26 protein-coding genes are annotated in these 26,794 nt (G+C 70.4%); 13 read left to right on the plus strand and 13 right to left on the minus strand.

The window, feature by feature from the left end; genetic code table 11:
- Positions 1–143 precede the first annotated feature (143 nt).
- The 3 genes from AB0H76_RS33460 to AB0H76_RS33470 all read left to right on the plus strand — a co-directional run bounded on the left by AB0H76_RS33460 (position 144) and on the right by AB0H76_RS33470 (position 2,656).
- Positions 144–740, plus strand: a complete 597-nt coding sequence (locus AB0H76_RS33460) for a helix-turn-helix domain-containing protein (RefSeq protein WP_357331066.1) — start codon at positions 144–146, stop codon at positions 738–740.
- 3 nt (positions 741–743) lie between these two features.
- Positions 744–1,388: a TetR/AcrR family transcriptional regulator gene (locus AB0H76_RS33465; protein ID WP_357331067.1), complete on the plus strand. Its 645-nt coding sequence runs from the start codon at positions 744–746 to the stop codon at positions 1,386–1,388.
- Positions 1,389–1,606: 218 nt separating this feature from the next.
- Positions 1,607–2,656, plus strand: coding sequence for an AraC family transcriptional regulator (locus tag AB0H76_RS33470; protein WP_357331068.1), 1,050 nt, complete (start codon positions 1,607–1,609; stop codon positions 2,654–2,656).
- Positions 2,657–2,891: 235 nt separating this feature from the next.
- Here AB0H76_RS33470 and AB0H76_RS33475 read toward each other — a convergent pair whose 3' ends face one another.
- The 5 genes from AB0H76_RS33475 to AB0H76_RS33495 form a co-directional block, all read right to left on the minus strand.
- Positions 2,892–3,527, minus strand: coding sequence for a class I SAM-dependent methyltransferase (locus tag AB0H76_RS33475; RefSeq protein WP_357331069.1), 636 nt, complete (start codon positions 3,525–3,527; stop codon positions 2,892–2,894).
- A 33-nt stretch (positions 3,528–3,560) separates the two neighbouring features.
- Positions 3,561–4,577, minus strand: a complete 1,017-nt coding sequence (locus tag AB0H76_RS33480; RefSeq protein ID WP_357331070.1) for a phosphotransferase family protein — start codon at positions 4,575–4,577, stop codon at positions 3,561–3,563.
- Position 4,578: 1 nt separating this feature from the next.
- The gene (locus AB0H76_RS33485) at positions 4,579–5,073 is read right to left on the minus strand and encodes a DUF6285 domain-containing protein (protein WP_357331071.1); all 495 of its coding nucleotides are present in this window, start codon (positions 5,071–5,073) and stop codon (positions 4,579–4,581) included.
- Positions 5,074–5,286: 213 nt separating this feature from the next.
- Positions 5,287–6,036: an enoyl-CoA hydratase-related protein gene (locus AB0H76_RS33490; RefSeq protein WP_357331072.1), complete on the minus strand. Its 750-nt coding sequence runs from the start codon at positions 6,034–6,036 to the stop codon at positions 5,287–5,289.
- A gap of 57 nt (positions 6,037–6,093) precedes the next feature.
- Positions 6,094–7,620 (minus strand): aldehyde dehydrogenase family protein, encoded by a 1,527-nt coding sequence (locus AB0H76_RS33495; RefSeq protein ID WP_357331073.1) that lies wholly within the window; start codon positions 7,618–7,620, stop codon positions 6,094–6,096.
- Positions 7,621–7,782: 162 nt separating this feature from the next.
- Here AB0H76_RS33495 and AB0H76_RS33500 point away from each other — a divergent pair, with 162 nt between their 5' ends.
- From AB0H76_RS33500 to AB0H76_RS33540, 9 genes are all read left to right on the plus strand, one after another.
- Complete coding sequence (locus AB0H76_RS33500; protein WP_357331074.1) at positions 7,783–8,658, plus strand: SDR family oxidoreductase; 876 nt, start codon at positions 7,783–7,785, stop codon at positions 8,656–8,658.
- A 34-nt stretch (positions 8,659–8,692) separates the two neighbouring features.
- Positions 8,693–10,585: a CocE/NonD family hydrolase gene (locus tag AB0H76_RS33505; protein ID WP_357331075.1), complete on the plus strand. Its 1,893-nt coding sequence runs from the start codon at positions 8,693–8,695 to the stop codon at positions 10,583–10,585.
- 96 nt (positions 10,586–10,681) lie between these two features.
- Positions 10,682–11,953 carry a hypothetical protein gene (locus AB0H76_RS33510; RefSeq protein WP_357331076.1) on the plus strand — a complete coding sequence of 424 codons (1,272 nt, stop codon included), beginning with the start codon at positions 10,682–10,684 and terminating at the stop codon, positions 11,951–11,953.
- Positions 11,950–12,912, plus strand: coding sequence for a glutamate ABC transporter substrate-binding protein (locus AB0H76_RS33515; RefSeq protein ID WP_357331077.1), 963 nt, complete (start codon positions 11,950–11,952; stop codon positions 12,910–12,912). The genes AB0H76_RS33510 and AB0H76_RS33515 overlap by 4 nt, the downstream gene beginning before the upstream one ends.
- Positions 12,913–12,923: 11 nt before the next feature.
- Positions 12,924–14,129: a hypothetical protein gene (locus AB0H76_RS33520; RefSeq protein WP_357331078.1), complete on the plus strand. Its 1,206-nt coding sequence runs from the start codon at positions 12,924–12,926 to the stop codon at positions 14,127–14,129.
- A complete protein-coding gene (locus tag AB0H76_RS33525; protein WP_357331079.1) occupies positions 14,126–16,540 on the plus strand; it encodes a tetratricopeptide repeat protein in 2,415 nt (804 codons plus the stop codon). Before AB0H76_RS33520 ends, AB0H76_RS33525 begins: the two co-directional genes overlap by 4 nt.
- Positions 16,537–17,685 carry a PP2C family serine/threonine-protein phosphatase gene (locus tag AB0H76_RS33530; protein WP_357331080.1) on the plus strand — a complete coding sequence of 383 codons (1,149 nt, stop codon included), beginning with the start codon at positions 16,537–16,539 and terminating at the stop codon, positions 17,683–17,685. The genes AB0H76_RS33525 and AB0H76_RS33530 overlap by 4 nt, the downstream gene beginning before the upstream one ends.
- A gap of 20 nt (positions 17,686–17,705) precedes the next feature.
- The gene (locus tag AB0H76_RS33535; protein ID WP_357331081.1) at positions 17,706–18,995 is read left to right on the plus strand and encodes a VWA domain-containing protein; all 1,290 of its coding nucleotides are present in this window, start codon (positions 17,706–17,708) and stop codon (positions 18,993–18,995) included.
- On the plus strand, positions 18,995–19,681 hold the full coding sequence (locus AB0H76_RS33540) for an FHA domain-containing protein (protein WP_357331082.1): 687 nt from the start codon (positions 18,995–18,997) through the stop codon (positions 19,679–19,681). The genes AB0H76_RS33535 and AB0H76_RS33540 overlap by 1 nt, the downstream gene beginning before the upstream one ends.
- A 7-nt stretch (positions 19,682–19,688) precedes the next feature.
- On the opposite strand, the gene AB0H76_RS33545 is transcribed toward AB0H76_RS33540, so the two are convergent.
- The 4 genes from AB0H76_RS33545 to AB0H76_RS33560 all read right to left on the minus strand — a co-directional run bounded on the left by AB0H76_RS33545 (position 19,689) and on the right by AB0H76_RS33560 (position 24,144).
- On the minus strand, positions 19,689–20,216 hold the full coding sequence (locus tag AB0H76_RS33545) for a hypothetical protein (protein WP_357331083.1): 528 nt from the start codon (positions 20,214–20,216) through the stop codon (positions 19,689–19,691).
- A gap of 100 nt (positions 20,217–20,316) precedes the next feature.
- Complete coding sequence (locus AB0H76_RS33550) at positions 20,317–20,916, minus strand: DUF305 domain-containing protein (RefSeq protein WP_357331084.1); 600 nt, start codon at positions 20,914–20,916, stop codon at positions 20,317–20,319.
- On the minus strand, positions 20,906–22,444 hold the full coding sequence (locus tag AB0H76_RS33555; protein ID WP_357331085.1) for a hypothetical protein: 1,539 nt from the start codon (positions 22,442–22,444) through the stop codon (positions 20,906–20,908). The genes AB0H76_RS33550 and AB0H76_RS33555 overlap by 11 nt, the downstream gene beginning before the upstream one ends.
- A 194-nt stretch (positions 22,445–22,638) precedes the next feature.
- Positions 22,639–24,144 carry an FAD-dependent oxidoreductase gene (locus tag AB0H76_RS33560; RefSeq protein ID WP_357331086.1) on the minus strand — a complete coding sequence of 502 codons (1,506 nt, stop codon included), beginning with the start codon at positions 24,142–24,144 and terminating at the stop codon, positions 22,639–22,641.
- A gap of 126 nt (positions 24,145–24,270) precedes the next feature.
- On the opposite strand from AB0H76_RS33560, the gene AB0H76_RS33565 reads away from it, so the two are divergent.
- Positions 24,271–24,519 carry a CsbD family protein gene (locus AB0H76_RS33565; RefSeq protein ID WP_357331087.1) on the plus strand — a complete coding sequence of 83 codons (249 nt, stop codon included), beginning with the start codon at positions 24,271–24,273 and terminating at the stop codon, positions 24,517–24,519.
- Positions 24,520–24,590: 71 nt separating this feature from the next.
- Here the strand turns inward: AB0H76_RS33565 and AB0H76_RS33570 are convergent, their stop codons facing one another.
- The 4 genes from AB0H76_RS33570 to AB0H76_RS33585 all read right to left on the minus strand — a co-directional run bounded on the left by AB0H76_RS33570 (position 24,591) and on the right by AB0H76_RS33585 (position 26,790).
- Positions 24,591–25,574: a glycosyltransferase family 9 protein gene (locus AB0H76_RS33570; RefSeq protein ID WP_357331088.1), complete on the minus strand. Its 984-nt coding sequence runs from the start codon at positions 25,572–25,574 to the stop codon at positions 24,591–24,593.
- 135 nt (positions 25,575–25,709) lie between these two features.
- Positions 25,710–26,036 carry a hypothetical protein gene (locus AB0H76_RS33575; RefSeq protein WP_357331089.1) on the minus strand — a complete coding sequence of 109 codons (327 nt, stop codon included), beginning with the start codon at positions 26,034–26,036 and terminating at the stop codon, positions 25,710–25,712.
- 26 nt (positions 26,037–26,062) lie between these two features.
- Positions 26,063–26,506: a hypothetical protein gene (locus AB0H76_RS33580; protein WP_357331090.1), complete on the minus strand. Its 444-nt coding sequence runs from the start codon at positions 26,504–26,506 to the stop codon at positions 26,063–26,065.
- The gene (locus AB0H76_RS33585) at positions 26,506–26,790 is read right to left on the minus strand and encodes a hypothetical protein (RefSeq protein WP_357331091.1); all 285 of its coding nucleotides are present in this window, start codon (positions 26,788–26,790) and stop codon (positions 26,506–26,508) included. Before AB0H76_RS33585 ends, AB0H76_RS33580 begins: the two co-directional genes overlap by 1 nt.
- Positions 26,791–26,794: the final 4 nt, after the last annotated feature.

Below are 26,794 nucleotides of genomic sequence, written 5' to 3' on the forward strand. Positions count from 1 at the left end.
TCGAAACCGATGAGGAGCACGTAGGATTCGAGGAATTCCCAGGTGTGCGCTCCGACGGTGCGGTACTCGTTGAGTAAACTTGCGCGGCCGGGTCCAGCGAACCGGGGATTCCAAGAAAGCGACCGACCATGATGGAGGAGAGGGTGCCGTCCACGAGACGTGAGCACATCCTCGACACGGCACGCGAACTCATCGTCCGGGACGGCTACGCCAGCGTCAGCATGCATGCCATCGCCCGCGCCGCCGGGCTCACCCGCCCCGCCGTCTACACCGAATTCAGCGATCGCGACAGCCTGCTGGACGCGCTGCTGGACCGGGAGGAAGAGCGAGCGCTGCTGATGGCCTCGGCCGCCATCCCGGAGCTGGAACCGGGCTCCGATCCCACCGAGGTCGCGGTGCGGGGCACCGACATCTTCCTCGACATCGTGCTCGAAGCGCCCGACACCTGGCGTTTCGTGCTGATGCCCGGCGAAGGCATGCCGCGCGCCGCCTACGAGCGCGTCGCCGCCGGCCGCAACGCGCTGCGCAGCCGGGCCCAAAGCCTGCTCGGCTTCATCGCGGCGATGGGCGGCAGCGACATCGACGCCGAATTGTTCAGCTACGCGGTGATCAGCGCGGCGGAGACCGCGGCGCGGCTGGTGCTGGCCGAGGACGGCCCGCAGCGCCGGGACGCCGTCGCGGCCACCCTGCACTGGCTGACCCGCCGTGCCGTCGCCGCGGCCGGCGCCGGAAGGGCTTGACCGATGGCCAGAGCGCGGACCGAGCCGCCGCCCCGGCGCCGCTACGCCAAGCGACTGCTGCCCGCCGATCGTCGTGAGCAACTGCTCGACACCGCGTTGCGCATCGTCGCCGCGGCGGGTTTCACCGAGGTCACCATCGCCGCGGTCGCCGAGCACGGCGGGGTGACTCGCCCGGTCGTCTACGACTCGTTCGGCAATCGCGACGAACTGCTCGCCGCGCTCATCGAACGCGAGACCTCCCGGATGCGCGCGGCCGTCACCCGGGCGCTGCTCGACGACCACGACTCGGGCGACGGGCCCCGCGAGGTGCTGATCACCGCGCTGCGGCGGTTCCTGTCCGACGTACGCACCATGCCCGGCACCTGGCGGCTGGTCTATTTTCCGATCGACGGCGTCCCGCCGCTGCTGCGCGACCATATTCGCAAGGCCCGCAACGAGTTCCGGCTCCCGCTCCGGCTGCGGCTGGGGGAGTGGCTGGCGAGTCAGCCGCCGGCTGCGGGCGGGGACGCGGTCGACCTGGACGTCTTGGTGGAGATCGTGCAGGGCGGTTTACAGACCCTGGCGCGCCGCGTCCTGGACGACCCGGAGCAGTTCGGCGTCGAGCGGGTGCTCGCCGCGATCGAGCTGCTGCTCGGCGAAATCGCCTGAGCGGCACTGCCGCGCGCCTCGGTGGCGCGACTGTCCCAGACGTGACGAGTGGTGCGGTGCGGGGTGGTGGCCGAAGAAGCAAGCCGTTGTCCATGGTGGCCAGTTGCGGCACCTGTGCGTTATGGCTGGTAACAATATTTCGTAATTTCGTGTCCAGATCGCCTGGTCGATTGATACATTTCGCCAAACAACACTGTAATTTTGAGGACCAGCACCATATGTTCGACTGGGATATCCTGCGCAGCACCTCGAGTGTCCACGTACTCATCCGGCTCGCCGAGGAACGCGGGATGACCGCCGCGGAGTGTCTGGAAGGCAGCACGCTCAGCGCCGGGGCGGTGATTGACCCAGACGCCGAGATCACCGCGCGCCAGGAAGTGGTGGTGGTGCGCAATCTGCTCGCGCGTTTCGGCTCCGAACCCGGCCTGGGCGCGGAAGCCGGTGCGCGCTACCACGTTTCGCTCGACGGCCCGTGGGGTTTGGCACTGCTGTCCAGCCGCACGCTGCGCGAGGTGATCGAGGTGGCGCTGCGGCATCTGGATCCGGCGGTCGCCTTCGGCCGGCTCACCTTCGCCGAGCGGGCCGGTGAGGGCCGATTCTTGTTGGACGGCAGTGACATTCCCGAAGACGTGCGGGCCTTCCTCACCGAACGGGTGCTCGCCGGGGTGCAGGCCTTCGGCAAGCAGCTGTTCGGCGTCGCGGCGCCGGTGCTCCGGGTCGGTTTCCGGCACGGCGCACCCGCGGACACCTCGCGCTATCGGACGATCTTCGGTGTCGAACCGGTTTTCGGGGCGTCCGCCGACCTGGTCGCCTTCGACGCCGCCGATCTGGATATCCCGTTGCCCCGGGCGGCCGACTGGGCGCGCGGCACCTGCGAACAGCTGTGCCGCGAACTGTTGACGCAGCGGCGTGCCCGCACCGGCGTGGCCGGGGCGGTCCGGAATCTGCTGGTGCGCAACCCGGGGGAGATCCCCGATCAGGCCGCGGTCGCCTCGGGGTTGTTCATGAGCGCGCGCACGCTGTCGCGGCGGTTGAGCGAGGAGGGGACCTCGTTCCGCGCGTTGCTGGACGAGGTGCGTCAGATGCTCGCGGAGGAGCTGCTCGCCCACACCGATATGACCACCGAGCAGGTGGCGGCCCGGCTCGGGTACGCCGAGGCGGCCTCGTTCATCCGGGCGTTCCGGCGCTGGAAAGGTTGTCCGCCACAGGAATACCGGGCTCGGACGGCGGGGCCGGGGGAGCGGCGGGTGCCCGAGCTGGTTGGGTAGTCGGCACGCGTCGTCTCCAGGGGGAGTCGACTCCACACCTGTCAACTCGCTGGGCACCTGAGCGGGACCCTGATGAAGCGTCGGCGCTGCTGTGCGCCTCGGATATAACATCCCAGTCTGTAGATATGCGCATCTATGTATGTGTGCGCTGGCTTTCGTCAATTCAGGGGTCACGTACCGAGGTTCAGCGGATTCGGTCTGTGGTCCATCGACCAGCTGACGAAGGGGGAGCGGCCTATCCGGTTCGGGTGATGATCGCGAACCAGGCGGGAGCGCCGTTCTCGTGATACCTGGTGGAGATACGGTCCGGCTCGAGGGTGACGACCGCCCAGCCCGTATCGAACGCGGCCAGCAGATCCGGCCCGCTGACCGGGTGCGGCCCGGTATCGGGCCCGATGTCGCTGAAGCACAACAGGTACAGCGTGGCGCCGGGGTCGGTGACCGACGCCAGGCTCGCTACGTATCGAGGTCGCTCGTCCTGGTCGAAGGTGTGGAACAGCCCGGAGTCCAGGACCGTGGCGAAGCGGCGTCCCAGCCGATCGAGGCGGAACGCGTCGGCCACGGCGAACTCGGCGGGGATCGCGCGCTGTTCCGCTGATTCGCGGGCAATGACCAGGGCGGTCTCGGCTACGTCGACGCCCAGCACCGGCACACCCAGCGCCGCGATGTGCAGGGCGTTCTCCCCGGTGCCGCAGCCCGCGTCGAGCACCGGGCCGGTGAATCCGCCCGCGGCCGCCACCCGCGCGACCGCCGGTTGCGGGCCGCCGACATCCCAGGGCGCGGGGCCGTCCTGGTAGGAGGCGTCCCACGGTTGCCCCGTCTGCTGCTCGTGGCTGGTGGGAGGTCGGCCGTCGAACGGATCAGCACCCATGCGCCCAGCCTATTACCGAATCGGCCGAAAGGGTCAGCGGTCCAGCAGGGCGAGCAGATCGTATTCGATCTCGGCGATCCGACGTCCGATCCGCGCGGCCTGCACCGTGCGCTCGGCGCCGCAGCGGAAACCGATGGTGCGGCTGAGGAATACGCCCGCGGTGCGGAGCGTGGTCAGGACCTCGCCGTAGTGCACCGCGCGTTCGTCGAGGCGGGTGCCGCCGGCGGCCTGGTAGGCGGCGAAGAAGTCGGCGCGCGTGCCGATGCCGGTGAACTCCTGATCGTCGGCGCCGAAGCGCCAGGTGCGCAGGCATGCGTGGGCGAGGTCGGTGGCGGGGTCGCCGAGATGGGCGAGTTCCCAGCCGAGCAGGGCGCGCAGTCCGTCCGGCCCGACGGCGTACCTGCCGGTGCGGAAGTCGCCGTGCACCAGGCACATCGGGCGCGGGCCGAGCCGCGGCAGGTGATCGCGGCACCAGCGCAGTCCGGCTTCCAGCGCGGGGCGCGGCGGGCCGCCGAGATCGAGCAGGGTGCGGACGAGCTCGAGTTGGTCCGCGAGCGGGCGCTGCGGCAGGAAGGGAAGGTCGGCCGCGGTGCGGGAGTGGACGCGTGCCAGTGCCGCACCGAGTTGGCGCACCAGTCGCGGGCGGACCTGGTCGAGGGCGGCGGTGCCGATGAGGGCCCAGGGGCGCGTTTCGCCGTCGGCGCGTTCCATCACGTAGCAGTCGTCGAGTGCGTCGCCGGGTTGGGCGGCGGCGACCGGGCGGGGCACCGGGATTTCGGCGGCGTGCAGGTGACGCAGGAGGGCGAACTCCCCGGCTCGGTCGAGCGCGTCCGCACGGCCCGCGATGATGTCGGGGTTGCGGGCGCGTCCGTCGGCGCGGTCGCGGCGCAGGATCAGCGGGTGACCGACGCCGGCGGCGTCGAGGACGTCGAAGGACCAGGTCGCGCTCGACCCGGGGAGCCGCTGTAGGTCGAGCACGGTGAGCGGGCCGGGCAGTTCGCGGGACAGCAGTTCGGTCAGATCGGCGAGCGATGGTGTGCCGGTGGACATCTCAGCTCTCGGTCCGGGTGTACTCGGGGTTGGCGATCCGGAGCCGCTCGGCGGCCGAGGCGCGCAGGTAGGTCAGTGTCCGTTCCCAGTCCGGTAGCGGCGCGGGGTCGCGCAGGCGCCGGACCAGGGCTAGTTCGAGGTCGGCGTAGGAGTTCTCGGCGGCGAGCAGGCGGCGTAGCCGGTGCTCGTCGGCCAGGCGGATGCCGGCGCCTGCCTCGATCTCGCGTGCGGCGATCAGCAAGAGATCTGTGACGGTCCGGGTTTCGGCGGCGGCCCGGCTGCCGAGTGCGGGGAGTGCTCGCTTCGTCAGGTATCGCGCGACGGCGTGCAGCAGGACGACGCGGCCGAACGGTAAGTCGCGCACCAGTTTCAGGATTCCCGCCGCGGCCGCCGCTTCCAGGGCACGCGCTCCGGGTAGCGCGGCCCGGGTGTGCGTGGCGAGGTGCGCGGCGGCCACCTCGACGAGGTCGTCGGCGGCAGGCAGATCCTGCGGCATGCGTGCTCCTGTTCAGCCGGGCCCCGGGTCGTAGCCCCGGGATTGGCCGAGGGCACGGCGAACAGTTCCGCGGCGATGCGGCGCAGCTGCACGTCACCCGCGCCTCGATGATGCGGTAGCGGCGCTGCCTACCGTAGAGGTGTTCGAGCGGCGTGTGGGCTGAATTGCGCACGCCGCCACAGGTTTATCCGGGCGCTGGGTGGACCGGCCGGGTCAGCGGCCGGTCCAGCGGGGCTCGCGCCGCTCCAGGAAGGCCGCGATGCCCTCGCTGGTGTCCGCGGAGGCCAGCGTCGTGAGCATCGCCTGCTCGGTGGTCGCCCACGCGGCGGCGTCGTTCGCGGCGTTGGTGCGCTCGACGGCGATCAGGCTCTCGCGCACCGAGATCGGCGCGTTGCGGCAGATGCGGTGCGCCAGTTCGGTGGCGAGTTTGAGCGCCGTGCCCTCCTCGGCCAGGGTGTTGACGAAGCCGACCTGGTAGGCCCGCTCGGCCGGCAGCGGATCGCCGGTGAGCAGCATTTCCTTGGCGATGTTCAACGGCAGCGCGCGCTGGGTGCGGAACAGCGCGCCGCAGGTGGCGATCACGCCGCGGCGCACCTCGGGCAGACCGAACTTGGCGGTGCGCGCGGCCACTACGAGATCGCAGGCGAGCACGACCTCCATGCCGCCGCCGAACGCGAAGCCCTCCACCGCCGCGATCAGGGGTTTGGTCCGGTGGCGGCGAATAACGCCGTACTCGCCGCCGCGTTCGGTCTGCCCGCCGGAACCGGCGGCGAGGTCGGTGCCCGCCGAAAAGCCCTGTCCCACACCGGTCAGCACGACCGCCCACACCTCGGGGTCGTCCTCGGCCTCGTTGAGCGCCCGGTCCAGCCCCGCGGTGAGCGCGGCGTCGAAGGCGTTGCGCTTCTCGGGGCGGTTGAGCCGGATCACCGCGACCCGGTCCAGCTTCTCGTAGTCGACTGTCATCGCACGCTTTCTGCTCGGTGGACGAACCGCTGTCATCCTCACACCCGAGCCGCCGGGTCAGGAACGCAGTGCCGGGAGGCGACGGCGGCCGCGCGCGGCCATGCCCTGGAGCAGGGCGATCAGCGCCCGGGTCTTGCGCCGCGACACCGGGAACCAGGTGACCTCGGACTGCTGCGTCGGCAGCCGCGGCACCGTGATCGCCTGCTGGCGGCAGTATTTGCGGATACCGGCCGCGCCGCCCCAGCGGGCGCCGATGCCGGACTGCTTCCACCCGCCCATGGGCAGCGCGAAGCTGAACATGTTCGCGAACGTGTCGTTGACATTGACCGCGCCCGCCTCCAGCCGCCGCGCCACGCGCAGGCCGCGCTGTTTGTCGCCGGTCCAGACGGTGGCGGAGAGGCCGTAGACGGAGTCGTTGGCGAGCCGGACCGCTTCGTCCTCGTCGGCGACCTTCATGACCGGGACGGTGGGGCCGAAGGTCTCCTCGGTGAGGCAGGACATGCTGTGGTCGACATCGACGAGCACGGTCGGTTCGAAGAAGGTGCCGGTGCCCGTGGGCTTTCCGCCGACGGTGGTGCGCGCGCCGGCGGCGAGCGCCTCGTCGACGTGGCGCTGGACGATGTCGCGTTGCGCGGGCGTGGCCATCGCGCCGACGTCGGCGGTGTAGGGCTCGGCGTCGTCGCCCTGGCGCAGGGCGGTGACGCGCTCGGTGAGTTTGGCGACGAAGTCGTCGTAGACCGGTTCCTCGACGTAGACGCGTTCGACGGAGATGCAGACCTGGCCGGAGTTGAACATCGCGCCGTAGGCGATGCCGTTGGCGGCGCGGTCCAGGTCGGCGTCGGCGAGCACGATCGCGGGGTCCTTGCCGCCGAGTTCGAGGCTGCACGGGATCAGGCGGTCACCGCAGGCCGCGGCGATCTTGCGGCCGGTGCGGGTCGAGCCGGTGAACTGCACGTAGTCGACGTTCTCCACCACCGCGTGCCCGGTGTTGCCGGCGCCGGTGACCACCGCGAAGATCGGGGGCGCGCCGATCTCGGTCCAGCCGCGGGCGATCTCGACGGAGCTGAGGGGTGTCACCTCGGAGGGTTTCACCAGGACGGCGGCGCCGGCCATGAGCGCGGGCAGCGCGTCGAAGAAGGGGTTGAGCAGCGGGAAGTTCCACGGCGTGATGACCCCGACCACCGGATAGGGCCGGTAGCAGGTGGTGAGCTGTTTGGTCTTGCCCAGCAGGTTGTGTGGTTTGGGGTGGTCGTCGGCGAGGAAGCGCGCGGCGTTGTTGGCCCAGTACTTCATCAGGTCGGCCGCGGCGGGCACCTCCATATCGGCTGTGGCGTGCGGTTTCCCGGTTTCGGAGCGCACCACCTCCGACAGTCGCGCGGCGTTGTCGATCAGCCAGTCCTGCCAGGTGAGCAGCCAGGTCCGCCGGCCGGCGGGGCCGAGCTCCTCCCAGGCGGGCTGGGCGGCGCGCAATGCCGTCACCGCCGCCGTCACCGCCTCGCGGTCCTGGTCGGGCACCTGCCCGACCACCGTCCCGTCGGCCGGATTGTGTACCTGGATGGTGTCGTCGCTGTGCACGGTGGTCATCACAGACCTCCACTGTCGCCGGATATTTCGGTCTGTCTCCATGCTGGACGCCGCGTCGCGCGCGCGGGGCGGAATCCGGCGGGTAGGTGCTGGTGGGATTGATCCGGGACGCGCCCGGAGGATAAATAGACAACACTGTTCGTAAACGGCTATGGTCGTGGTATGACGAAGTTCGACGGCAAGAGCTGCCTGATCACCGGCGCGGCCAGTGGCCTGGGCCGCAGTACCGCGCACGCGGTCGCCGCCAAGGGGGCGTCACTGGTACTGACCGACATCGACGACACCGGGTTGCAGCGTACCGCCGCCGACCTGCGCGCGGCCGGAGCCACAGTGCACCTGGCCGAGGCCGCCGATGTCAGCGAGCACGCGGCGGTCGTCGCGCTCGCGGCGAAGGTGCACGCCGAATTGCCCAGTGTCGACGTCGTGATGAACGTCGCGGGCATCGCGACCTGGGGCACGGTCGAGCGGCTCACCCACGAGCAGTGGCGGCGCACCATCGATATCGACCTGATGGGCCCGATCCACGTGATCGAGGAATTCCTGCCGCCGATGATCGCGGCCGGGAACGGCGGGCACCTGGTGAACGTCTCCTCGGCGGCCGGTTTGTTCGGGCTGCCCTGGCACGCGCCCTACAGCGCGGGCAAGTTCGGCCTGCGCGGCGTCTCGGAGGTGCTGCGGTTCGACCTGCGCCGGCACCGGATCGGCGTCAGCCTGGTCTGCCCGGGCGCGATGGCCACGCCGATGGTCGACAGCGTCGACATCGCGGGCGTCGACCGCGAGACCGAGCAGGTGCGGAAGGCGATCGGGCTGTTCGTGCGGCACGCGGTCACCCCGGAGGCCGCGGCCCGGTCGATCGTGCGGGGCGTGGAGCGCAACCGCTATATGGTGTTCACCTCGCCCGATATTCGCGTCGGCTACTACGCGCAGCGGTATCTGCCGCTGACCTACAACCTGGCCATGCGCGGCCTGAACTGGGGCATGCACCGCATGCTGGATCAGGCGGGGGTCGACAAAGCGGAGACGGTGCGCGCACGATAGTCGGCATCTGAGACAGTCGTCGCGAGGGGTCGCCATGGGTCAGCCGTTGTCCACCGCCACCGGTTCGATCACGCCGGACACCCGCTTCGACATCGGACCGGTGCGGTACCCGAAGTTGTTCGGGCGCAATACCGTTCCGATTCCGATGTCGGACGGCGCGGTGCTCTCCGCGGATATCCTGCGCCCCGGCGACAGCGCCGGACCGACCGGCGAACCGCTGCCCGCGATCATCAACTTCACCGCCTACAACAAGGCCCTGAACCGGCACGGCATGCGTTTCCACACCGTGCTGCGCCGCGCGGCCGCGCGGCTGGCGCCCTCCGATCGCACCCGGATGACCGCCCGGGACGTGCTGCGCACACCCGCCGGCGGCGTGCTGGAACCCTTCGCCATCAACCGCACCGCGGTCGCGCGCGGTTATGTCGGCCTGATGGTGGACGTGCGCGGCACCGGAAGTTCCACGGGCACCTGGGATTTCTTCAGTCCGCGCGAGCAGCGCGACTATCTCGAGGTGGTGCGGTGGGTGCGCGCCCAGCCGTGGTGCGACGGCGACGTCGCGGTGCAGGGCCTGTCCTACGGGGCGATCGCGGCGCTGCTCACCGCCGGTCAGGGCGCCGAGGGCGTCAAGGCGTGCTTCGCGATCGAGGCGGGGGAGAACCCGGTGCGCGAACTCGGGCTCACCGGCGGCGTGCCGACGCCGGGCATGCTGGTCTGGATGCTCGCGGTCACCGGCGGTAAATGGCTGCCGGCCTGGCCGGGTCTGCTGCGCGCCGGGCTGGCCGGGAAGTTCCTGCGGGACCGGCTGATCGGCGACACCGGCTGGCCCGCTCGCGCGCTGCGCCTGGCGCTCACCGCCGAGCACGAGGACGGCTATCTGAATCCCGGGTGGGACGCCCGCCTGTGCAAGTACGAGGACATCACCGTGCCCACCTGGATCCACGGTGGCTGGCACGATGTCTACAACCGGTCCAATTTCCGCCTCTACGACCGCATTCCGGTGCCCGGCGGCCCGAAGCAGGTGCTCGTCGACGACTCCTATCATCTGACGCCCGGCTCGGGATTCGGCGATCCCGGCAATCCGCAGGCGCTCGACGAACTCCAGTGCGCGTTCTTCGACCGGTGGGTCAAGAGCATCGACAACGGCATCGACGGCTACGGGCCGATCACCGTGCGCCGCCAGGGTGATGGCGCGTGGATCCGCCGCGACAGCTTCCCGGACCCGGCGGCCGGGGTGCGCAGGCTCTATCTCACCAGCGAAAGCAGCGGCACGGCAGCCCATTCCGCCGCCGACGGCGGCCTCGCGGACATCGCCGCCGACGCCGAACACCGCCTGCCGTTGCCCGCGCGCCGGGGCAGCGCCGCCTCCAGCAACACCGCGGTGCTGAGCATGGGCATCGCGCTGCTGTTCGGGCCGGAATTCGGCAACGACGACCGCCGCAACGAGGCCACCGCCGTCACCTTCACCAGTGCCGCGTTCGCGACCGACACCGTGCTCACCGGCCCGATGAATCTGCACCTGCGCGCGGTAGCGGAGGGTACCGACGCTTTCTGGTCGATCACGATCTGCGCGGTCCGCCCGGACGGCGCCTCGGTGCCCCTGACCCGCGGCGCGCTGCTGTCCTCCTTGCGCGCAACCGATTCGGCCCGCAGCGACTACGTCGACGGCGAACTGCTCTTCCCGCTCCATACCCTGACCGCCGAGACCGCCGCCCCGCTGACGCCGGGCCTGCCCTTCGACATCGACATCGAGATCAACCCCACCGAGGCGCTGCTGCGCGCGGGCGAGCGCCTGCGGGTCTCGGTCAGCTGCAGCAGCTTCCCGCGGCACTTCATCGCGCCCTGGAAGCAGCGCCAGATCCGGGGCCAGGCAATCGTTCTCGACCCGGCGCACCCCAGCTACCTGAGCTTGCTGACGGCCCCGAAGTAGCGCCCGCACCCCCGCCGGTTAATAGGCGGCGCGGGGCTAGCCGCTGACGTACTATCGCGAGCGGAGACACCGGCCGGGAGATGAAGGGGGGACGGTGTGAGACCTCGCCTACCAGCGGCGGCGCGTAACGGCGCCGGATGGTTGCGGCGCTTCGCCGCGACGACGCCGGGCGCGATCGGGGTGGTGGTGCTCGTCGTCGTCACGTTGTGCCTGCTAGCCGGGTTTACCAGCGCGAATCAGCTGAGCGGCAAGATATCCCGGCACGAGACACTGCTCGATCGCACCGAGCCGCTGGCCTACGCCGCGCAGAATCTCTACGTCTCCCTGTCCGCGGCCGATGCCGCCGCCGCCGAGGCCTTCCTGTCCGGCGGTATCGAAGCTCCCGACGTGCGCGTCCGCTATCAGACGGCGCTGGCCGACGCGGCCGCCGCGCTGGCCGAGGCCACCGTCGGCGCCAACGATCCGCAAACCCGCCTCATCGTGGCCCGGGTCAGCGCCGAACTCCCCGCCTACACCGGCCTGGTCGAGGCGGCCCGCGCCAACAACCGCCAGGGCTTCCCGGTCGGCGCGGCCTATCTACGCGAAGCCTCGGCGCTGATGCAGGATTCGCTGCTGAAGAACGCCGAGCAGCTCAGCACCGACCGCTTCACCGCCGTCAACGCCGAGCAGGGCCGGATCGGCGCCCTGCCGTGGACCACCATCGGGTTGCTGCTGCTGGTGCTGATCGCCTGCGGCGCGGGCTCCTACGTCCTGCTGGAGCGCACCAATCGCCGATTCAACCTCGGGCTCGCGGCCGCCGCGGGCGCGACCGTGCTGGCCTTGATCTGGGCGGTGGCCGCGACCACGATCGCCGGGGCGGCGCTCGACGGCGGCGATTCCGGGGCGGCGCACCGGTTCGAAACCCTGGCCCAGGCCCGGATTCTGGCGCAGCAGGCACGCACCGCCGAAACCTTGCAGCTGATCACCCGCGGTGACATCGCCGAGGGCGAAGAGGTCTTCACCCAGCACACCACCGGCGTGCGCGACCGGCTCACCGCGGTGACCGGCCCGGATTCGGCTGCCTCCCAACGCTTCCAGGGCTGGACGGCCGGGCATCGCAAACAGGTCGAGGCCTATCAGGCGGCGAAGTTCAACGAGGCGGTCGATCAGGCCATCGGCCGCGGCCCGGAGACCTCGGCCGCCAAGTTCACCAGCCTGGACGAATCCCTGCGCACCGAACTCGGCGAGGTCCGCGGCGAATTGCGCGGCGGCGTCGACTCCGCCGGTGACGCCCTGTCCTACAGTCCCTCCGCGACCCTGCTGCTGATGCTGTTCGCGGCCGCGGCCGTATTCGTCGGCCTGTGGCCGCGGCTCAAGGAATTCCTGTGAGGGCCCGCGCGCTCGCGCCGCTGCTGGGGGCGGTGCTGCTGCTGGGCGGCTGCGCGGCCGATTCCTCGGTGCCGCAGACGAACCCGGTCGCCCTGGTGAATCCGGCGCCGCCGGAACTCACCCCCATCACCTCGGCCCCGCAGGCCGAGACCGACTGCGACGCCGAAACCAGCCTGCGCCCCGGCCCGCTGCCGCAGCCCGGCGCGATGCCCGCCGGTTCCCCGATGGCCGCGATTGTGGCCAACGGCCGGGTCCGGGTGGGCGTCGACCAGAACACCTACCTGTTCGGGTTCCGCAACCCGACCACCGGTGAGCTCGAGGGCTTCGACATCGACGTCGCCCGCGAGATCGCCTACAGCCTGTTCGGGGACCGCGGCAAGGTGGAACTGCGTTCGGTGACCGCCGCCGAGCGCATCACCGCGCTGCGCGATCGCCAGGTCGACCTGATCGTGCGCACCTTTTCCGCCACCTGCCAGCGCCGCCGCGACGTCGACTTCTCGGGCGTGTATTACCGTGCCACCCAGCTCATCGCGGCGCCCCGGACCTCCGGCATCCGCAGCGCCGCCGACCTGGCCGGCAAGCGGGTGTGTGTGGCCACCGGCACCACCGCCGCGGGCCCGCTGTTCACGCTGCCGTTCCGGCTGACGGTGCTCGGGGTGACCAACTGGACCGACTGCCTGGCCGCCCTGCAACAGGGCCATGTCGACGCGATCAGCGCCGACGCGCCGATCCTGTACGGGCTGATCGCCCAGGACCGGCACCTGGCGGTGCTCGGCGACTCGATCGGCAGCGGCGCCTACGCGGTCGGCATCGCCAAGAACAACCCGGATCTGGTCCGCTTCGTCAACGGCGTGATCGAACGGCTGCGCACCGACGGCAGCTGGGAGCGCATCTATGCCACCCACCTGTCCCAGCTCGGCCCCTCACCGGGCCCGCCGGCGACGCGATACGGCGAGTGAGGCCCGCCGCGATGCTGCCGCTCTCCGTCGCCGAGATCGATCGTGAACTCGCCGATCGCACACAGCAATTCGACGCACTGACCAGCACCCTGCTGGAGCTGGACAATCATTCCGGGCTGAACCTGGTGCGCCACTTCCCGCCCGCCGGGCTGACCGCGCAGCGCTGGGAGCCGGTGCGCCGCGCGCTGGATCTGATGTGGGAGGACCACGGCCGGATGAAGGCCATCCTCGATCAGGCGCGCGCCCTGCGCGGCACCCGCCACCGGCTCGACGATCGTGCCCGGGTGGAGTTGACGCAGCTGCTGCGCGGCCGCCCGCACGAGGCCGGGCGCACTCCGATCCCGATGGCGCAGCGTTCGCTCACCGGTCCCAGCGAACACGTGCTGTTCGTCGGTCTGGCCGATACGTTGGACCGTATGCGCGCCACCTTCCCGCGGATCGCCGAGTTCCTCGAGGGGGTCGACGCGGTCAACAGCCGGGTGGTCTCGGGGCTGGGTCCGTTGCAGGCGCAGGTGGAGCCGGTCAAGGGCGTGTCGCCCGAATTCCGTGCCATCGCCGAGGATATCGACGCGTTGCTGCGCAGTGCGGGCACCGACCCGCTGGCGCTCACGGCGGGGGAGATCGACGCGCGGATCGCCGAGATCGGCGCGGCGGTGCGGCAGCAGTCGGCGGTGCTCGCCCAGCTGACCGCCCTCACCAAGGATTGGCTCGCGGCCGTGGCCGAGACCCGGCGGCAATGGGAGGCGCTGCGCGCCGCGCGGGATCGAGCCGCCCGGGTGAAAGCCGACGCCGAGCACCGCATCCTGACCGCGCCGCTTCCGGTGCGTACCGACCCGACCGAGCGGCTCGGCGCCGAGTTGTCCACCCTCGCTACCGCTGGGCCCGATGGCCGCTCCGCAAGCTCCGTGAACGCCGGCCCGGCGGCGGCCCTGCTGGGCCTGCGCCGCCGGATCGTGGCCGCGACCGACGCCGCCGCCGCGGACGAGGCCCTGGCCCAGGGCCTGCTCGAGCGCCGCGCCGAGCTGCGCGGGCGACTCGGCGCCTACCAGGCCAAGGCCGCGCGCCTGGGCATCAGTGAGGACCGCGAAGTGCTGGCGGCCCACCAGATCGCGGCCGGGTTGCTGACCCGCACGCCGTGCGATCTGGCGGCGGTCACCCGCGCCGTCGCCGACTTTCAGCAGTTGATCGGGGAGAAGAAAGCCGGGAGATCGCGATGACCTGCAACGAACCCGGATGCGGCGGCACCATCGAGGACGGCTACTGCGATGTTTGCGGCAGCGCGCCCTCGGAGGCGAAAACGATCGAATCGGTCGAGCAGACCCCGCCGACCCAGCCCACCGAAGGCCAGTCCTGCGGCGAACCCGGCTGCACCGGAACGATTTCCGACGGCTACTGCGATGTCTGCGGCGCGGCGCCGAGCCAGCCTACGACCTCGGCGACGATGCCGACGACCGAGGCCTCGACCGGCACCGGGCGCTCCTCGCGGTCGGTCCGCACCGGGCGCTCGTCGTCGAGCCAGAGCAAACGCGGCGGGCTGGGCGGCGGCCTGGTGGAGATGCCGCGCCAGCCCAAGGTGAACCCGCTCGCGGCCATCCTGACCAATCCGCAAGTGGCCGAGGACAAACGGTTCTGCGGCAGCTGCGGGCGCGCGGTCGGTCGCGGCCGCGACGGCAGACCGGGCCGCACCGAGGGGTTCTGCCCGCACTGCGGCACGAAGTTCTCCTTCACCCCCAAGCTGGTGGCCGGCGACCGGCTCGGCGGCCAGTACGAGGTGAAAGGCTGTCTCGCCCACGGTGGTTTCGGCTGGATCTATCTGGCGGTCGACCACAATGTCGGCGGCCGGTGGGTGGTGCTCAAGGGCCTGCTGAACTCCGGTGACGAGGACGCCATGAAGGCCGCGCTCGCGGAGAAGCGGTTCCTGGCCGAGGTCGAGCACCCCAGCATCGTCAAGATCTTCAACTTCGTCGAGCACGTCGGCGAGGACGGCATCGCGGTCGGCTACATCGTGATGGAGTACGTCGGCGGCACTTCGCTCAAGCAGATCCTGCGCCGCCACCGCGACACCGAGGGCGGGCACCTGCCGCCGCCGCAGGCCATCGCCTACACCCTGGGCATGCTGCCCGCGCTGGGTTATCTGCACGCCAACGGCCTGGCCTACTGTGACTTCAAGCCCGACAACGTGATCCAGTCCGAGGATCACCTCAAACTCATCGACCTCGGCGCGGTCATCTCGATGGACGACGAATCGAGCCCGATCTACGGCACGCCGGGCTATCAGGCGCCGGAGATCGCGGAGACCGGCCCCACGGTCGCCACTGAGATCTACACGGTCGGGCGCACCTTGGCGGTGCTGATGCTGCGCCTGGGGCTGCGCAACGGAATCCTGGGGCCGCTGCCCGATCCGGCCGAGGAACCGCTGCTGGCGACCTACGATTCGCTGCACCGATTCCTGTTGCGCGCCACCGATGCCGAGGCCGAGGCGCGGTTCCCCTCCACCGAGGAGATGACCGATCAGCTGACCGGTGTGCTGCGCGAGGTGCTGGCCACCGACGACGGCGTGCCCCGCCCGGGTATGTCGGCGTTCTTCGGCCCGCCGCGCGCGGTCTTCGGAGTCGGCGCGGACGCCGTCATCGCGGCGGCCGATGTCATTGCGGCGCTGCCGGTTCCGCTGGTCGACCCGAGCGACAGCGGCGCGCCGCTGCTGGCCACCACCGGCGGCACCGCGCCCGCGGAACTGGAACCGGCCTTCGCGGCGGGCCTGCAGGCGGTGGTCACCACCGGCGAGCGGTCGGTGGAGATCCCGCTGCGCCTGGTGCGCGCCGCGCTCGACATCGGCGATCACGACGACGCCTTCCGCCGCATCGAGGACCTCGCCGCCACGCTGCCCGGCGACTGGCGCCTGGCCTGGTATCGCGGCCAGGCCCGGCTGCTGGCGGGTGACTTCCGTGACGCCTACGCCGATTTCGACGCTGTCTACGCCGCGCTACCGGGTGAGCCCGCGCCGAAACTCGCCCTGGCCGCGGTCGCGGAACTGGCGGTGCACGCCGCCGCGGGGCGTCGCGACAGCGGCAACGGCGCGGCGGAGGGGGACAGACAGATGGCGGGTGTGCCCGCGGATCGATTCCAGGCGGCGCGATATTACGAGCTGGTGTGGCGGACCGACCGCACCTTCGTCAGCGCGGTATTCGGCCTGGCCCGGCTGCGCCGGCACGCGGGCGACCGCGACGGCGCGGTGGCCGTGCTCGATCAGGTCGACGCCTCCTCGGCGCTGTATACCGAGGCCCGGATCGCGGCGGTGGCCACGATTCTGGCCGATCGCGGCCCGGACGACCTGACCGAGCAGATCCTGCGTGCAGCGGGTGATCGGGTGCAGGCGCTCAGCATCGACTCCACCCGTCGCCGCGCGCAGGTGCGCATGCAGGTGCTCGATGCCGCGCTGGGCTGGCTGAACGCGGGCAAGGCCCCGGCACAGCACACCTCGCTGCTGGGCGCGCCGCTCGATCACGCCGGCGTGCGCACCGGCCTGGAACGCTGCTATCGCGACCTGGCGCACGAAACGCCCGATATGTGGGCGCGTTTCGAGATGGTGGATCGCGCCAACCGCGTCCGCCCGAGAACCACGCTATGAGCGCCGATCCGCCGCCCGACGCGGCGCCGGCCACCCGGTCCCTGCCCGACTCGACCCCCACTGTGAGCGCCGACTTGACTCCGACCACGCTGCCGACCGAACCGCTGCCGATTCCCGAGGCACGCCGGCGCACCGCCTGCCCGAACTGTCAGGCCCCGGTGGGCGTCAAGGACCGGTACTGCGAGGAGTGCGGGCAGGAGATCGGGGCGCGCCGGGTCGCGCTGCCCCGGCCGGTGGCCGAGGCCGACGCGCAGGCCGGGCCGACGGTCTGTGAGAGCTGCGGCGGCCAGGACCACGACGCCGACGGCTACTGCCGCGGCTGCGGCCAATTACGGTCCCAGCCGGATCGTTTCGAAGCCGACCTGGGCGCGGTCTACCTGGCCACCGATCGCGGGCTCAGTCACGCCCGCAACGAGGACTCGGTCGCGGCCGCCGTCATCGATGCCGCGGGCGGTATCCCCGGCACCACGGTGATCGTGGTCAGCGACGGTGTCTCCTCCTCGGAGGATCCGCAGGCGGCCTCCGGCGCGGCGGTGCGCGCGGGCGTCGACGGCTGCCTGGGCGCGCTCGCCGACGGCGACTCGCTCACCGAGGCCGTCTATGCCGGGTTGATGGCCGCCATCGCCGCGGTCCGAGGCGTCGCCAAGCCCAACGGCCAGGCGCCCTCGTGCACCTATGTCTCGGCGATCGTCCGGGGTTACGGCACCGGCGAATTCGAGATCGCGCACGCCAATATCGGTGACAGCCGGGCCTATTGGCTGCGCACCGAAGGCTCGGGCGCGACCGGCCGGCCCTCGCAGCGGCTCACCAAGGACGATTCCTACGCCCAGACCCTCGTCGACTTCGGCACCGACGACGAAACGGCCATGCAGCATCCGCGCGCGCATCACCTGATGCGCTGGCTCGGCGCCGATTCCGGCGCCGACCCGAGTTCGGACAGCTGCGTGGGCACCTTCACCACCACCGGCCCCGGCGTGCTGCTGCTGTGCAGCGACGGCCTGTGGAACTACCGGCCCGGCGCGGAGGATCTGGCGGCCATCGCCACCGCGGCCGATCGTATGCCCGCCGCCCGCGAACTCGTCGAATTCGCGTTGCGCAGCGGCGGCCGCGACAACATCACCGTCGCGGTGGCACCCATCACCTGAGCATCGAGCAGGAGTAGACAGTGAGTTCGCTGGAAAACCAAGGCATTTCGGTAGCCGTCGACCAGAACGAGTATCTGGCCGAGGGCGCGGACACCGTCGATGCCATCGTCACCGTGGAGGCGGGCGCCGATTTCGTCGCGGCCGAACCGCCGCCGGAGCGGGTCGAGATCCTGATCATCGACTGTTCCGGGTCGATGGCCACCGGCCGCAAGTTCCAGGGCGCGCGCGAAGCGACCCTGGCCGCGATCGACGTGCTGCCCGAGGGCACCCGCTTCGCCATCATCGAGGGCACCGCCAAGGCGCGCTTGATCTTTCCCAAGGACGAGCCCTCGCTGCCGGCGACCCGGGCGAACGTGGCCGCGGCGCGGCGCCAGCTGGACAAGCTGCGCCCCTCCGGCGGCACCGCGATGGGGACCTGGCTCGGGCTGGCGCGTCAGCTCGCCAAGAAGCACGAGGGCGCGATGGTGCACGCCATCCTGCTGACCGACGGCAAGAACGAGCACGAGGAGCCGGAAACCCTCGCGGCCGAGATCAAACTGTCCGAGGGCCTGTTCACCTGCGACTGCCGGGGAGTCGGCGCAGATTACGTGGTCAAGGAAATGCAGCTGATCTCCAACGCGCTGCACGGCGGCACCGACGTGGTCAAGGACGCCGAGCACCTGGCCGCCGATTTCCAGGCCATGATGGCGACCTCGCTCGCCAAGGCGATTCCCGAACTGACGCTGCGGGTCTGGACACCGGCGGGCGCGGTGGTGAACTACGTCAAGCAGGTGGCCCCGGCCATCGTCGACCTGACCGGGTTGCAGTCCGAGAACAGCCCGCAGGTCCGGGATTTCCCGCTCGGTTCCTGGGGTGCGGAGGAGCGCGAATACCACTTGCAGGTGCGTGTCGAACCGGCCGCGCCCGGCCGGGAGAAGGCCGCCGCGCGCGTCACCGTCTTCGCGGGGGAGCAGGAGGTCGGCAAGGGGCTGGTGCGCGCGGTCTGGACCGAGGACACCGAGCTGTCGGCCCGGATCAGCGAGCGGGTCGCCAAGTACACCGATCAGGCCGAGCTCGCCCAGGTCGTGCAGGAGGGCCTGGATGCCCGCAAGCAGGGCGACGTGGACACCGCGACCGCGAAACTGCGCCGGGCCGTGGAGCTGGCCACCCAGGCCGGCAATGTCGAGACCGCGAAGCTGCTGCGCAATGTGGTCGAGGTCGACGAGCACGACGGCACCGTGCGGTTGCGCGCCAAGGTCGAGGCGTTCGACGAGAAAGCGCTGGAGGCCCGCTCGGTCAAGACGGTCCGGATCCCGCCGAAGAAGTCCTGATGGTTACCTGTCCGGACGGGCACTTTTCGCTCTCGACCGACTATTGCGACCAGTGCGGTACGCAGATCGAGTCGCCGCCCCGGCCCGAGCCGGCCGTGGCGGACCGCTGCCCGGAGTGCGGCACCCCGGGCGCCGGCAGCCGTTTCTGCGAGGGCTGCGGGCACGATTTCGTGCTGGGCACCCCGGCCCGGCCCGAACCCACCCTGATCGGCCCCGCGCCGACCCTGGTGGGTAGGCCCCCGGAGCTGGCGACCATTCCGCCCGATCCGCGCCCGATCCCGGAACTCACCTGGATCGCGACGGTCACCGCCGATCGCGCGTTCTACGAGCGGGTCCAGGCCCGCAACGGCCCCGACGCCGACCAGGTCGCGTTCCCGGCCTACTTCCCGGAGCGCCGGATTCCCTTGCACGGCAGCGACATCCTGATCGGCAAGCACAGCGTCTCCCAGGGTGTGAACCCCGATATCGACCTGGGCATCCCACCCGCCGACGCCGGCGTCTCGCGCGCGCACGCCACCCTGCGCCTGACCCGGGACACGGCCACTATCACCGACCTCGGCTCCACCAACGGCACCAGCCTCAACGATTCCGAGACGGATATCCCGCGCGATACCGCCGTCCCGGTGCACCCGGGCGACCGTATTCACCTGGGTGCCTGGACCACCATCACATTGAGCCGGGGGTAGGGCCGGCTCAGCCGTTGCGGGTGCGGGCGGTGAGATCGTCGAGCAGGATCATCAGCTCGCCGGTCTCCTTGGTGACCGCCATCAGGCGGATCTTGAGGCCGAGCAGGTTCGCGCCGTCCACGGGGGTGTCGAGCTGATGCTGGACGTGCTGCCACTCCGCGCTCGCGGTGACCTTGCCCAGCTGCACATCGCGGGTGCTGCCGTCGGTGCTGCCGAGGCTGGCGAACAGGCGGATCGAGGCGTGCGGGGAACGCACCCAGAGATTGAGCGCCTCCAGCTGCCCGGGGACCGCGAAGGATTCGCCGGACTTGGTGACCAGGTCGACCTCGAGATCGTCGACGGCCGATTTGATCAGCAGCACCAGGGCGCGATGGTCGGCGCGGGGCCGCCCGTCGGCGTAGTCCCGGAGTTCCTTGGCGGGAGCGCCTTCGGCGAACGTGGTGAGATGACTGCGGCCGGCGCCCGGGCCGGCGACATCCCAGTTGTCCTTGTTCTCGAAGTCGTCCAGGAGCACCTCGTTCGAGGTTTCCGACATCCCCGCTGTCCCTTCGTTCGCTCGGCGACCGGACATGCTCCGGCGCTGTCCGTAACCCTACAATTTCGTGCGGCCGATCGTGCGTGCGCGCCGGGCGCCGTCACGAAAGCGGCTGGGCGTTCCTGGCGGTGAGCAGGGCGGTCATCTGCCCGGCCTCGTTGCCCTGCTCGTTCACCATGTCCAGCGCGACCCGTTTGATCACCGCGTTGGACCCGGTGTTGAACGCGGCCTGCGCCATCTCGATGCCGCCGTGATGGTGGCGAATCATCAACTGCAGGAACAGGATCTCGGCGTCCGCGCCACGCAGCCCGGCCAGCCTGGTGATCTCGGAGGTGGCCGCCAGGCCCGGCATCGGCGGCCCGCCGTGCGCGTGCTGCCCGGCCATCCAGGCCATGGGTTCGGCGGTGGTCAACGGCAATTCGTGCAGTTGCAGCCAGCCGCGCATCTGGGCGATCTCGCCGGTCTGGGCAAGCACGATGCGCTCGGCGATACCCCGGATCTGCGGGCTCGCGTCGGCGGCCAGCGTGCGCGAGAGCAGCACCGCCTGCTCGTGGTGCACCGACATGTCCTGGGCGAAGCCGATATCCACCGCCGAGAGCGTCACGGCGGGCGCCTGCGGCGCCGGCGCGCGGACCCAGAAGCCCAGGACCGCACCGGCCAGCAGGCAGGCGACCGCCAGCAGCACCTGCCTACGCGCCAATGGTCGGCTCCTGATCGGCGGGCGGGGTGTACACGCCGTTGTCCAGCTCGAAGATCAGGAATCCGTTGTCGCTGCACGTGGTCCAGATCTGGGTGCCCCGGAACACCGGCGGCGACAGGCACATGTCGGCGGACATGTCGTTCTTGGTCACCATGCCCGAGCGCGGCCCCAGCGCCTCGCCGGGTTGCAGCTTGCCGTTGAGCATCTCCCGGGCCAGCGGCACGAAATTCCAGACCGGCACGCCGACGAAGGCCAGATCGGAGTTCACCGAATTGGGCAGCTGGAAGGCCTTTCCGGTCTGCGCGGGTGGATTGAAGTAGGCGATCTCGCGGATCGCGCCGGGATCGCGCACGTCGAAGACGCGGATGCCGGACGCGAGCCAGCTGCAGGCCAGCGCGGTCGGATCGTTCGGGCGGTCGGCGACGCAGTAGTGCGCGTCGTAGGAGAACAGCGGGCTGCCCGCGGCCGAGCGGGCGTGCTCGCCGAGCCGGGCGGGGGTGTTGATCTCGAGTTTGACCGTGGCCTTGCGCACGGCGCGAGCCGGATCGGTGACATCGATGAGTTTCACACCGCCGGAACCGGCTTCGTCGCCGACGAAGATGTGCGGGCGACCGGCGTAGGTGACCGGCACCGCCTGCTGGTTGAAGTACCCGTCACCCCAGTGATAGGTCGCGATCTGCGGCACCACCGGGTAGGGGTCGCGGCGCTGGATCGCGCTGATGTCGAGAATGTTGATCCCGTTCTGGATCGACAGGTACATCTCGGTGCCGTCGGGACTGATGCCGAAGCCGTGCGCGGTCAGCGATTGCAGTCCGTGCCAGATCACCCGCGGGGTCGACGGGTCGCTGACATCGATGGCGGTGACCAGGCCGGGGCTGGTGCTGGTGGCCCAGTAGGTGTTGCCGTCGGGGGAGAAGCCGCCCTCGTGCGAGAGGAACGGCAGCGGCATGGTCAGGTCGGTGCCCGGCCCGGGGTTGAGCAGGCGCGGGTGCGCGCAGTCGGAGATGTCGTAGATGGAGAAGTAGGCGGTGCCGGTGGTGATCGGCACGGCGGTGGCGGCCAGCAGCTTGCGGGCGTGGTTGACCTTGAGGCTCTCCCAGGTGCCCCCGAGCATGGCCGGTTCGTCCAGGCTCGCGGTCTGCACGGGGTTGGCCGGGTCGGAGGCGTCGATGACGTGCACGCCCGGCGCGGCGCCGTTGAGCAGATTGCCGGGGAAGAAGGTCCCGGTGTAGGAGCAGTGGTCATAGACCGCCGACAGTGTGCCGCCGCCCTGCTGCTGCAACCCGCCGACGAAGGAGGTGTTGCAGCGGTAGCCCGCGGCGCTGCGCCCGCTGAGCCGGTCCTCGGCCGGAACATCGCCCTGCACACCGGTTTCCGGTAGCGAGCCGGGGCCGCAGTCGGCGCGCGGTACCGCGTTCTGTTCGATCTCGGGCCAGTTGTACACCGCCGCACCGGCGGGCCCGGGTGCGATCCCGGTACACGAAACAGCCAGTGCCACAGCGGCGGTCAGCAAGGACAGTCGAGCCACGGAGCCCCTCCCAAAGTCACGCTTGCACAGCTCTACCGCGCCACTCGGCAGCCCCTCCTAGGCGGTAGATCTGGAACACGTTACAACTCTGCCGTGGTTTTCCGAGGCGATTGCGAGAATTCCGGCTCGGTGCACCGCACCCGCCGGGAATGGCCGAAACTGAGGCGTTCGTCCGACGGGCCGGGCCGCGAAGGTCAGTGCGAGGTGTGCGGGAGGACGTGGGGTGTCAGGCCTTTGGTGGCCGGGCCCTCCAGGACGGTGCCGTCCGGGGCGAAACGCGACCCGTGCAGCGGGCAGTCCCAGGATTTCTCCTCGTCGTTCCAGCGCACGATGCCGCCCAGGTGCGGGCAGACCGCGGAGACCTCGGTGGTGGTGCCCTCGACCGTGCTGACGGCGGTCGGCTTCAGGCCGTGCCGTTCGATCGTCCCGCAGCCCTCGGCGGGCGCGGTGCCCGGACCGCCGGCCAGTCGCAGGGACCACCCGCTCGCCATCTGCTGGGCCACACCGGCATTGGCCTTCAGCGCGGCGAACCACCCCTTGGCTTCGGACGGCTGCCAGGAAGCGAAGGCGCCGGCCCACGCGGGCGGTTTGCCGGTACGCCGCCCGGCCAGCGCCATCGCCGCGGCGACGCCGTTGGTGAGGCCCCACTTGGCGAAGCCGGTCGCCACGGTGATCCGGTCCTGGCCCGGCAGCAGCGGGCCCACATAGGGCAGTTCGCCGATCGGGTGATAGTCCTGCGCCGACCAGCGGTACAGCGGTTCCGCGCCGGGGAACCAGCGCCGGGTCCAGTCGATCAGGGCTTCGACCTGCGTGCTCGCCGAATCGGTGCGGCCGACCCCGTGCGCGCCGCCGCCCACGAGCAACAGGTCACCCTCCGGGGACGGGCTGTATCGCAGCGACTTCGTGGGCTCACCCGCGCTGATGAACATCTCGCGCGGAATATCTTGCGGCACACGGTAAGCGGTGAGGTAGGAGCGTTGTGGTTCGAGCCGGGCGAAGAACCCGCCGCGATCCAAAATCGGTGTACCCGTGGCCAGCACCACCGAGCGGGCGGCGAGTTCTCCGTGTTCGGTGTCGATGATCAGGTCACCGGCGGTGCCGCCGCGTACGCCGAGCGCCCGGGTGGATTCGTAGATCGGCGCGGCATACGCCTCGACCTGCGCGGCCAGGGCCGCGATCAGCGCCATCGGGTCGACCTGCATCTGATTGTCGAGCCGCACCGCACCGTGTGCGGGAAAGGGCATGTCGAGCCTGCCGAGCAGTTCGGTGGGCAATCCGGCCCGCTGCGTGACGTCGTACTCGGCCCGGACCCGCTTCAGCTCGCCGGCGGTCTGGGCGTAGGTGAGCGCCGGGACCCGCTGATGGACGACATTGCGTTCTTCGCAGAACCGTAGGAGCCAGTCCTGGGCATCGCGATTGGCGTCGATGTACTCGGTCAAGGTACCGAGGGAGTGCCGGTCGGCGATGCGCTGTGCGCGCGTGCCCTGCAGCAGGCTGATCTTGCCGGTGTTGAGTCCGCTGGCGGCGGCGCCTACGCGGCGCGCCTCGAGCAACGCCACCTCGATGCCGTTCTCCGCCAACAGCAGCGCTGTCACCAATCCGGTGATTCCGCCGCCGATCACCACGGTATCGAACCGTAGTCCGGCGGTCAGCCGCAGCCGCGCAGGCACTTCGGCGTCGTTCATCCAGAGTGACGTCATATTCGGGGCATAGCCGATCGGGCCGCCCCGAAACCTGAACGGCAATGTTCCGGATTCTGATTGAGCCCGAAAGCGTGGGGTAGACGGCCAGTGTCCACCTGATTACCGAAATATCGGAGGTAGATAGTGACCGAGCATAAGAGTGGTCCCCGCGAAGGCGTCGAGGGCGTTGTCGAAGACGTGAAGGGTAAGGCCAAAGAGGCGGCCGGCACGGTTTTCGGAAAGGACAGCGTCCGCGAGGAAGGCCGGGCCCAGCAGGACAAGGCCGAATCCCAGCGCGAAGCCGCGAAGAAGGAAGCGGAAGCGGAGAAAGAACGCGCGGCTGCGAGTATCGACGAGCAGCGCCAGCGCGCCCACCAGCGCGGCCAGGACTGATACTTGGCGATAATTCCGCGGATCGCGAAAAATGGGCCGCCCGGCCGAATAAGCCGGGCGGCCCGTCTTTTTCACCGGATGACTTTGTTCTCCATGGTCGGCAGCTGCCGGGTAATGGCCAGTTGACGCTCGGCCGCATCGATGACCTCGATGGCGCCGACCCGCAGCAGCCCCGGATCGGCCTCGGGGGCGTGCGGATCGCCGATCTGCCCGGCCCACAACGCGATATGGGTCGCGTTCTCCGGCGGCGGGCCGGTCTGCGCGGGGGAGTTCGGGCCGAAGATCAGCACCGAAGGTGTGCCGAACGCGGTGGCCAGGTGCCCGACACCGGTGTCACCACAGATCACCAGGGCCGCGCCCGCGACCGTGGCGGCCAGCTGCTGGAGCGTGAGTTCACCTGCCACCACCGAGGTTTCGGGCAGGCCGGCGTGCTCGGCGACGTGGCGGGCCAGTGCGAGTTCGGCGGCCGAGCCGGTCACCAGGATCGGATGACCGGCCGCGTGCAGGCGCGAGGCGACGGTGGCGAAGCGTTCGGCCGGCCACTGCCGGGCCGGGGTGCTCGCACCGGGATGAATCAGCACGTGGGTGCGCTGGCCCAGGGCCTCCGGTGGCGGATCCAGCTCGATCCGGGCCGGATCCGACGGTATCCCCGCCGATTCCAGCAGCCGGCACCAGAGCTGGGTCTCGTGCAGATCGGGCGGCCACTCCGGGCCGCGCACCAGCGGGAACTCCGGATGCCGGTAGGTGATGAGCTGCTCGGGGTCGATGGCGTAGAGATCGGCGATGCCCTGCGGGCCCGGCCCGTGCAGGTTCACCGCGCTCGTCGGCGGCGGCGCGTTCCAGCGCAGATCGCCCAGGATCGGGGTGGCGTGCAATTCGTCCACGCACCCCGTCAGGTCGACGATCGGGCGTAGCCAGCCGGGCGCGGCCAGCACGATGCGGTGATGCGGGCGGGTCGCGCGCAGGCCGCGCAGCGCGGGCAGGGCGGTGAGCAGGCCACCGAGGCCGCGCGCCCGCAGCACCAGGGTCACCGCGGGGTCAGCGGTCGAGGACATGGGCGCCTCCCGGCGTTCGATCGTCGGCGCCCGGGCACGTCGGCGGCCCGGGGCGAGAACGCCACCGGGCCGCGAAGTCGCGGGCCGTCCTCTCGAGTGATATCCCGCCCGAGTGACCCGAAACAAACTGGAGTGTTACTTCGGCACGAGAATGCCGGTGAGATCGGCCTTGTTGATGGGGGTGTCGGGATTGGACTGGGCCGCGCACATCAACTCGATCGCGGTGATCGAGTTGTCGATGGTCTGATCGTTGGGCACGTCCTTCTGGCCCTGATCCTGCTCCAGGAACTTCGCCACCGTGGTGCGCTGCTTGTCCTTGTCCTGCTTGGTGAATTCGCTACAGGGCGTCTCGCCGCCCTTGCTCACGGCCTTCTCGGCTTCGGAGCACCCGGAGGTGAACAGCGCCACCGCGGCGAGGCCGGCCACCGCGACGGTGGTCACACTACTCAGACGTTTGTTCATCGATTTCTCCTGTGGGTGAGGGGGATTCAGAAACCGGCCAGGCCGGAGGCGAGATCGGGAATGTCGAGCGCCGCGAGCACCTGGTCGCGCGTTTCCGGGCAGGCGCCGATGGTGGCGGTGTCGACCACGGTGCGGTCCCGCACGATCAGATCGTTCAGGCCGCCGTTGCGCGCGCCCCAGTTGTGCACGGTGCCGTTGTAGGCGACCCGCGCCAGCACCGAGCCCTGCGACTGCCAGTCGCCGACCTCGTCGCGGAACATCTCGCAGAGCTGATTCGCCGCTTCCGGCGTGATCTGATCGGCGTTCGGAATCTCCGAGCTCTTGGTCGGCGAATCGAAAGTCATCGTGATCTTGGGCTGGGACGGGGTGGCGGGCCCGACCGGGCCGTCCGGCGCGGCCGGAGTATTGGTGCACCCGGCGAGCGCCAACGCGCCCGCGGCCACCAGGAGAGCCAAACGGTGTGCTTTCATCAGTGCCCGCCGTCGTCCGAACTCAGCGTTTCGTGCTTGCGGACCCGGCGGTGCTCGGCGTAGACGACGAAGGCGCCGATACCCAGGCACAGCACGGTCGCGATACCACCGATGATCGCCCAGCCCGCGAAGCCGTAACCGGCCGCGGTGACGGTCAGCGCGAGCCCGACGATGCCGAGCATCACCAGGATGATGCCCGGCCAGTTCCGGGCGTCCTCCAGGGTTTCGCCCGCGTGGCTCCGGGTGGTGCGTTCATGATCCGGGAAACCTTGTTCATCGACCATGGCA

Origin of the sequence: Nocardia sp. NPDC050712 (genome assembly GCF_040654295.1) — a bacterium.
GTDB lineage: Bacteria > Actinomycetota > Actinomycetes > Mycobacteriales > Mycobacteriaceae > Nocardia.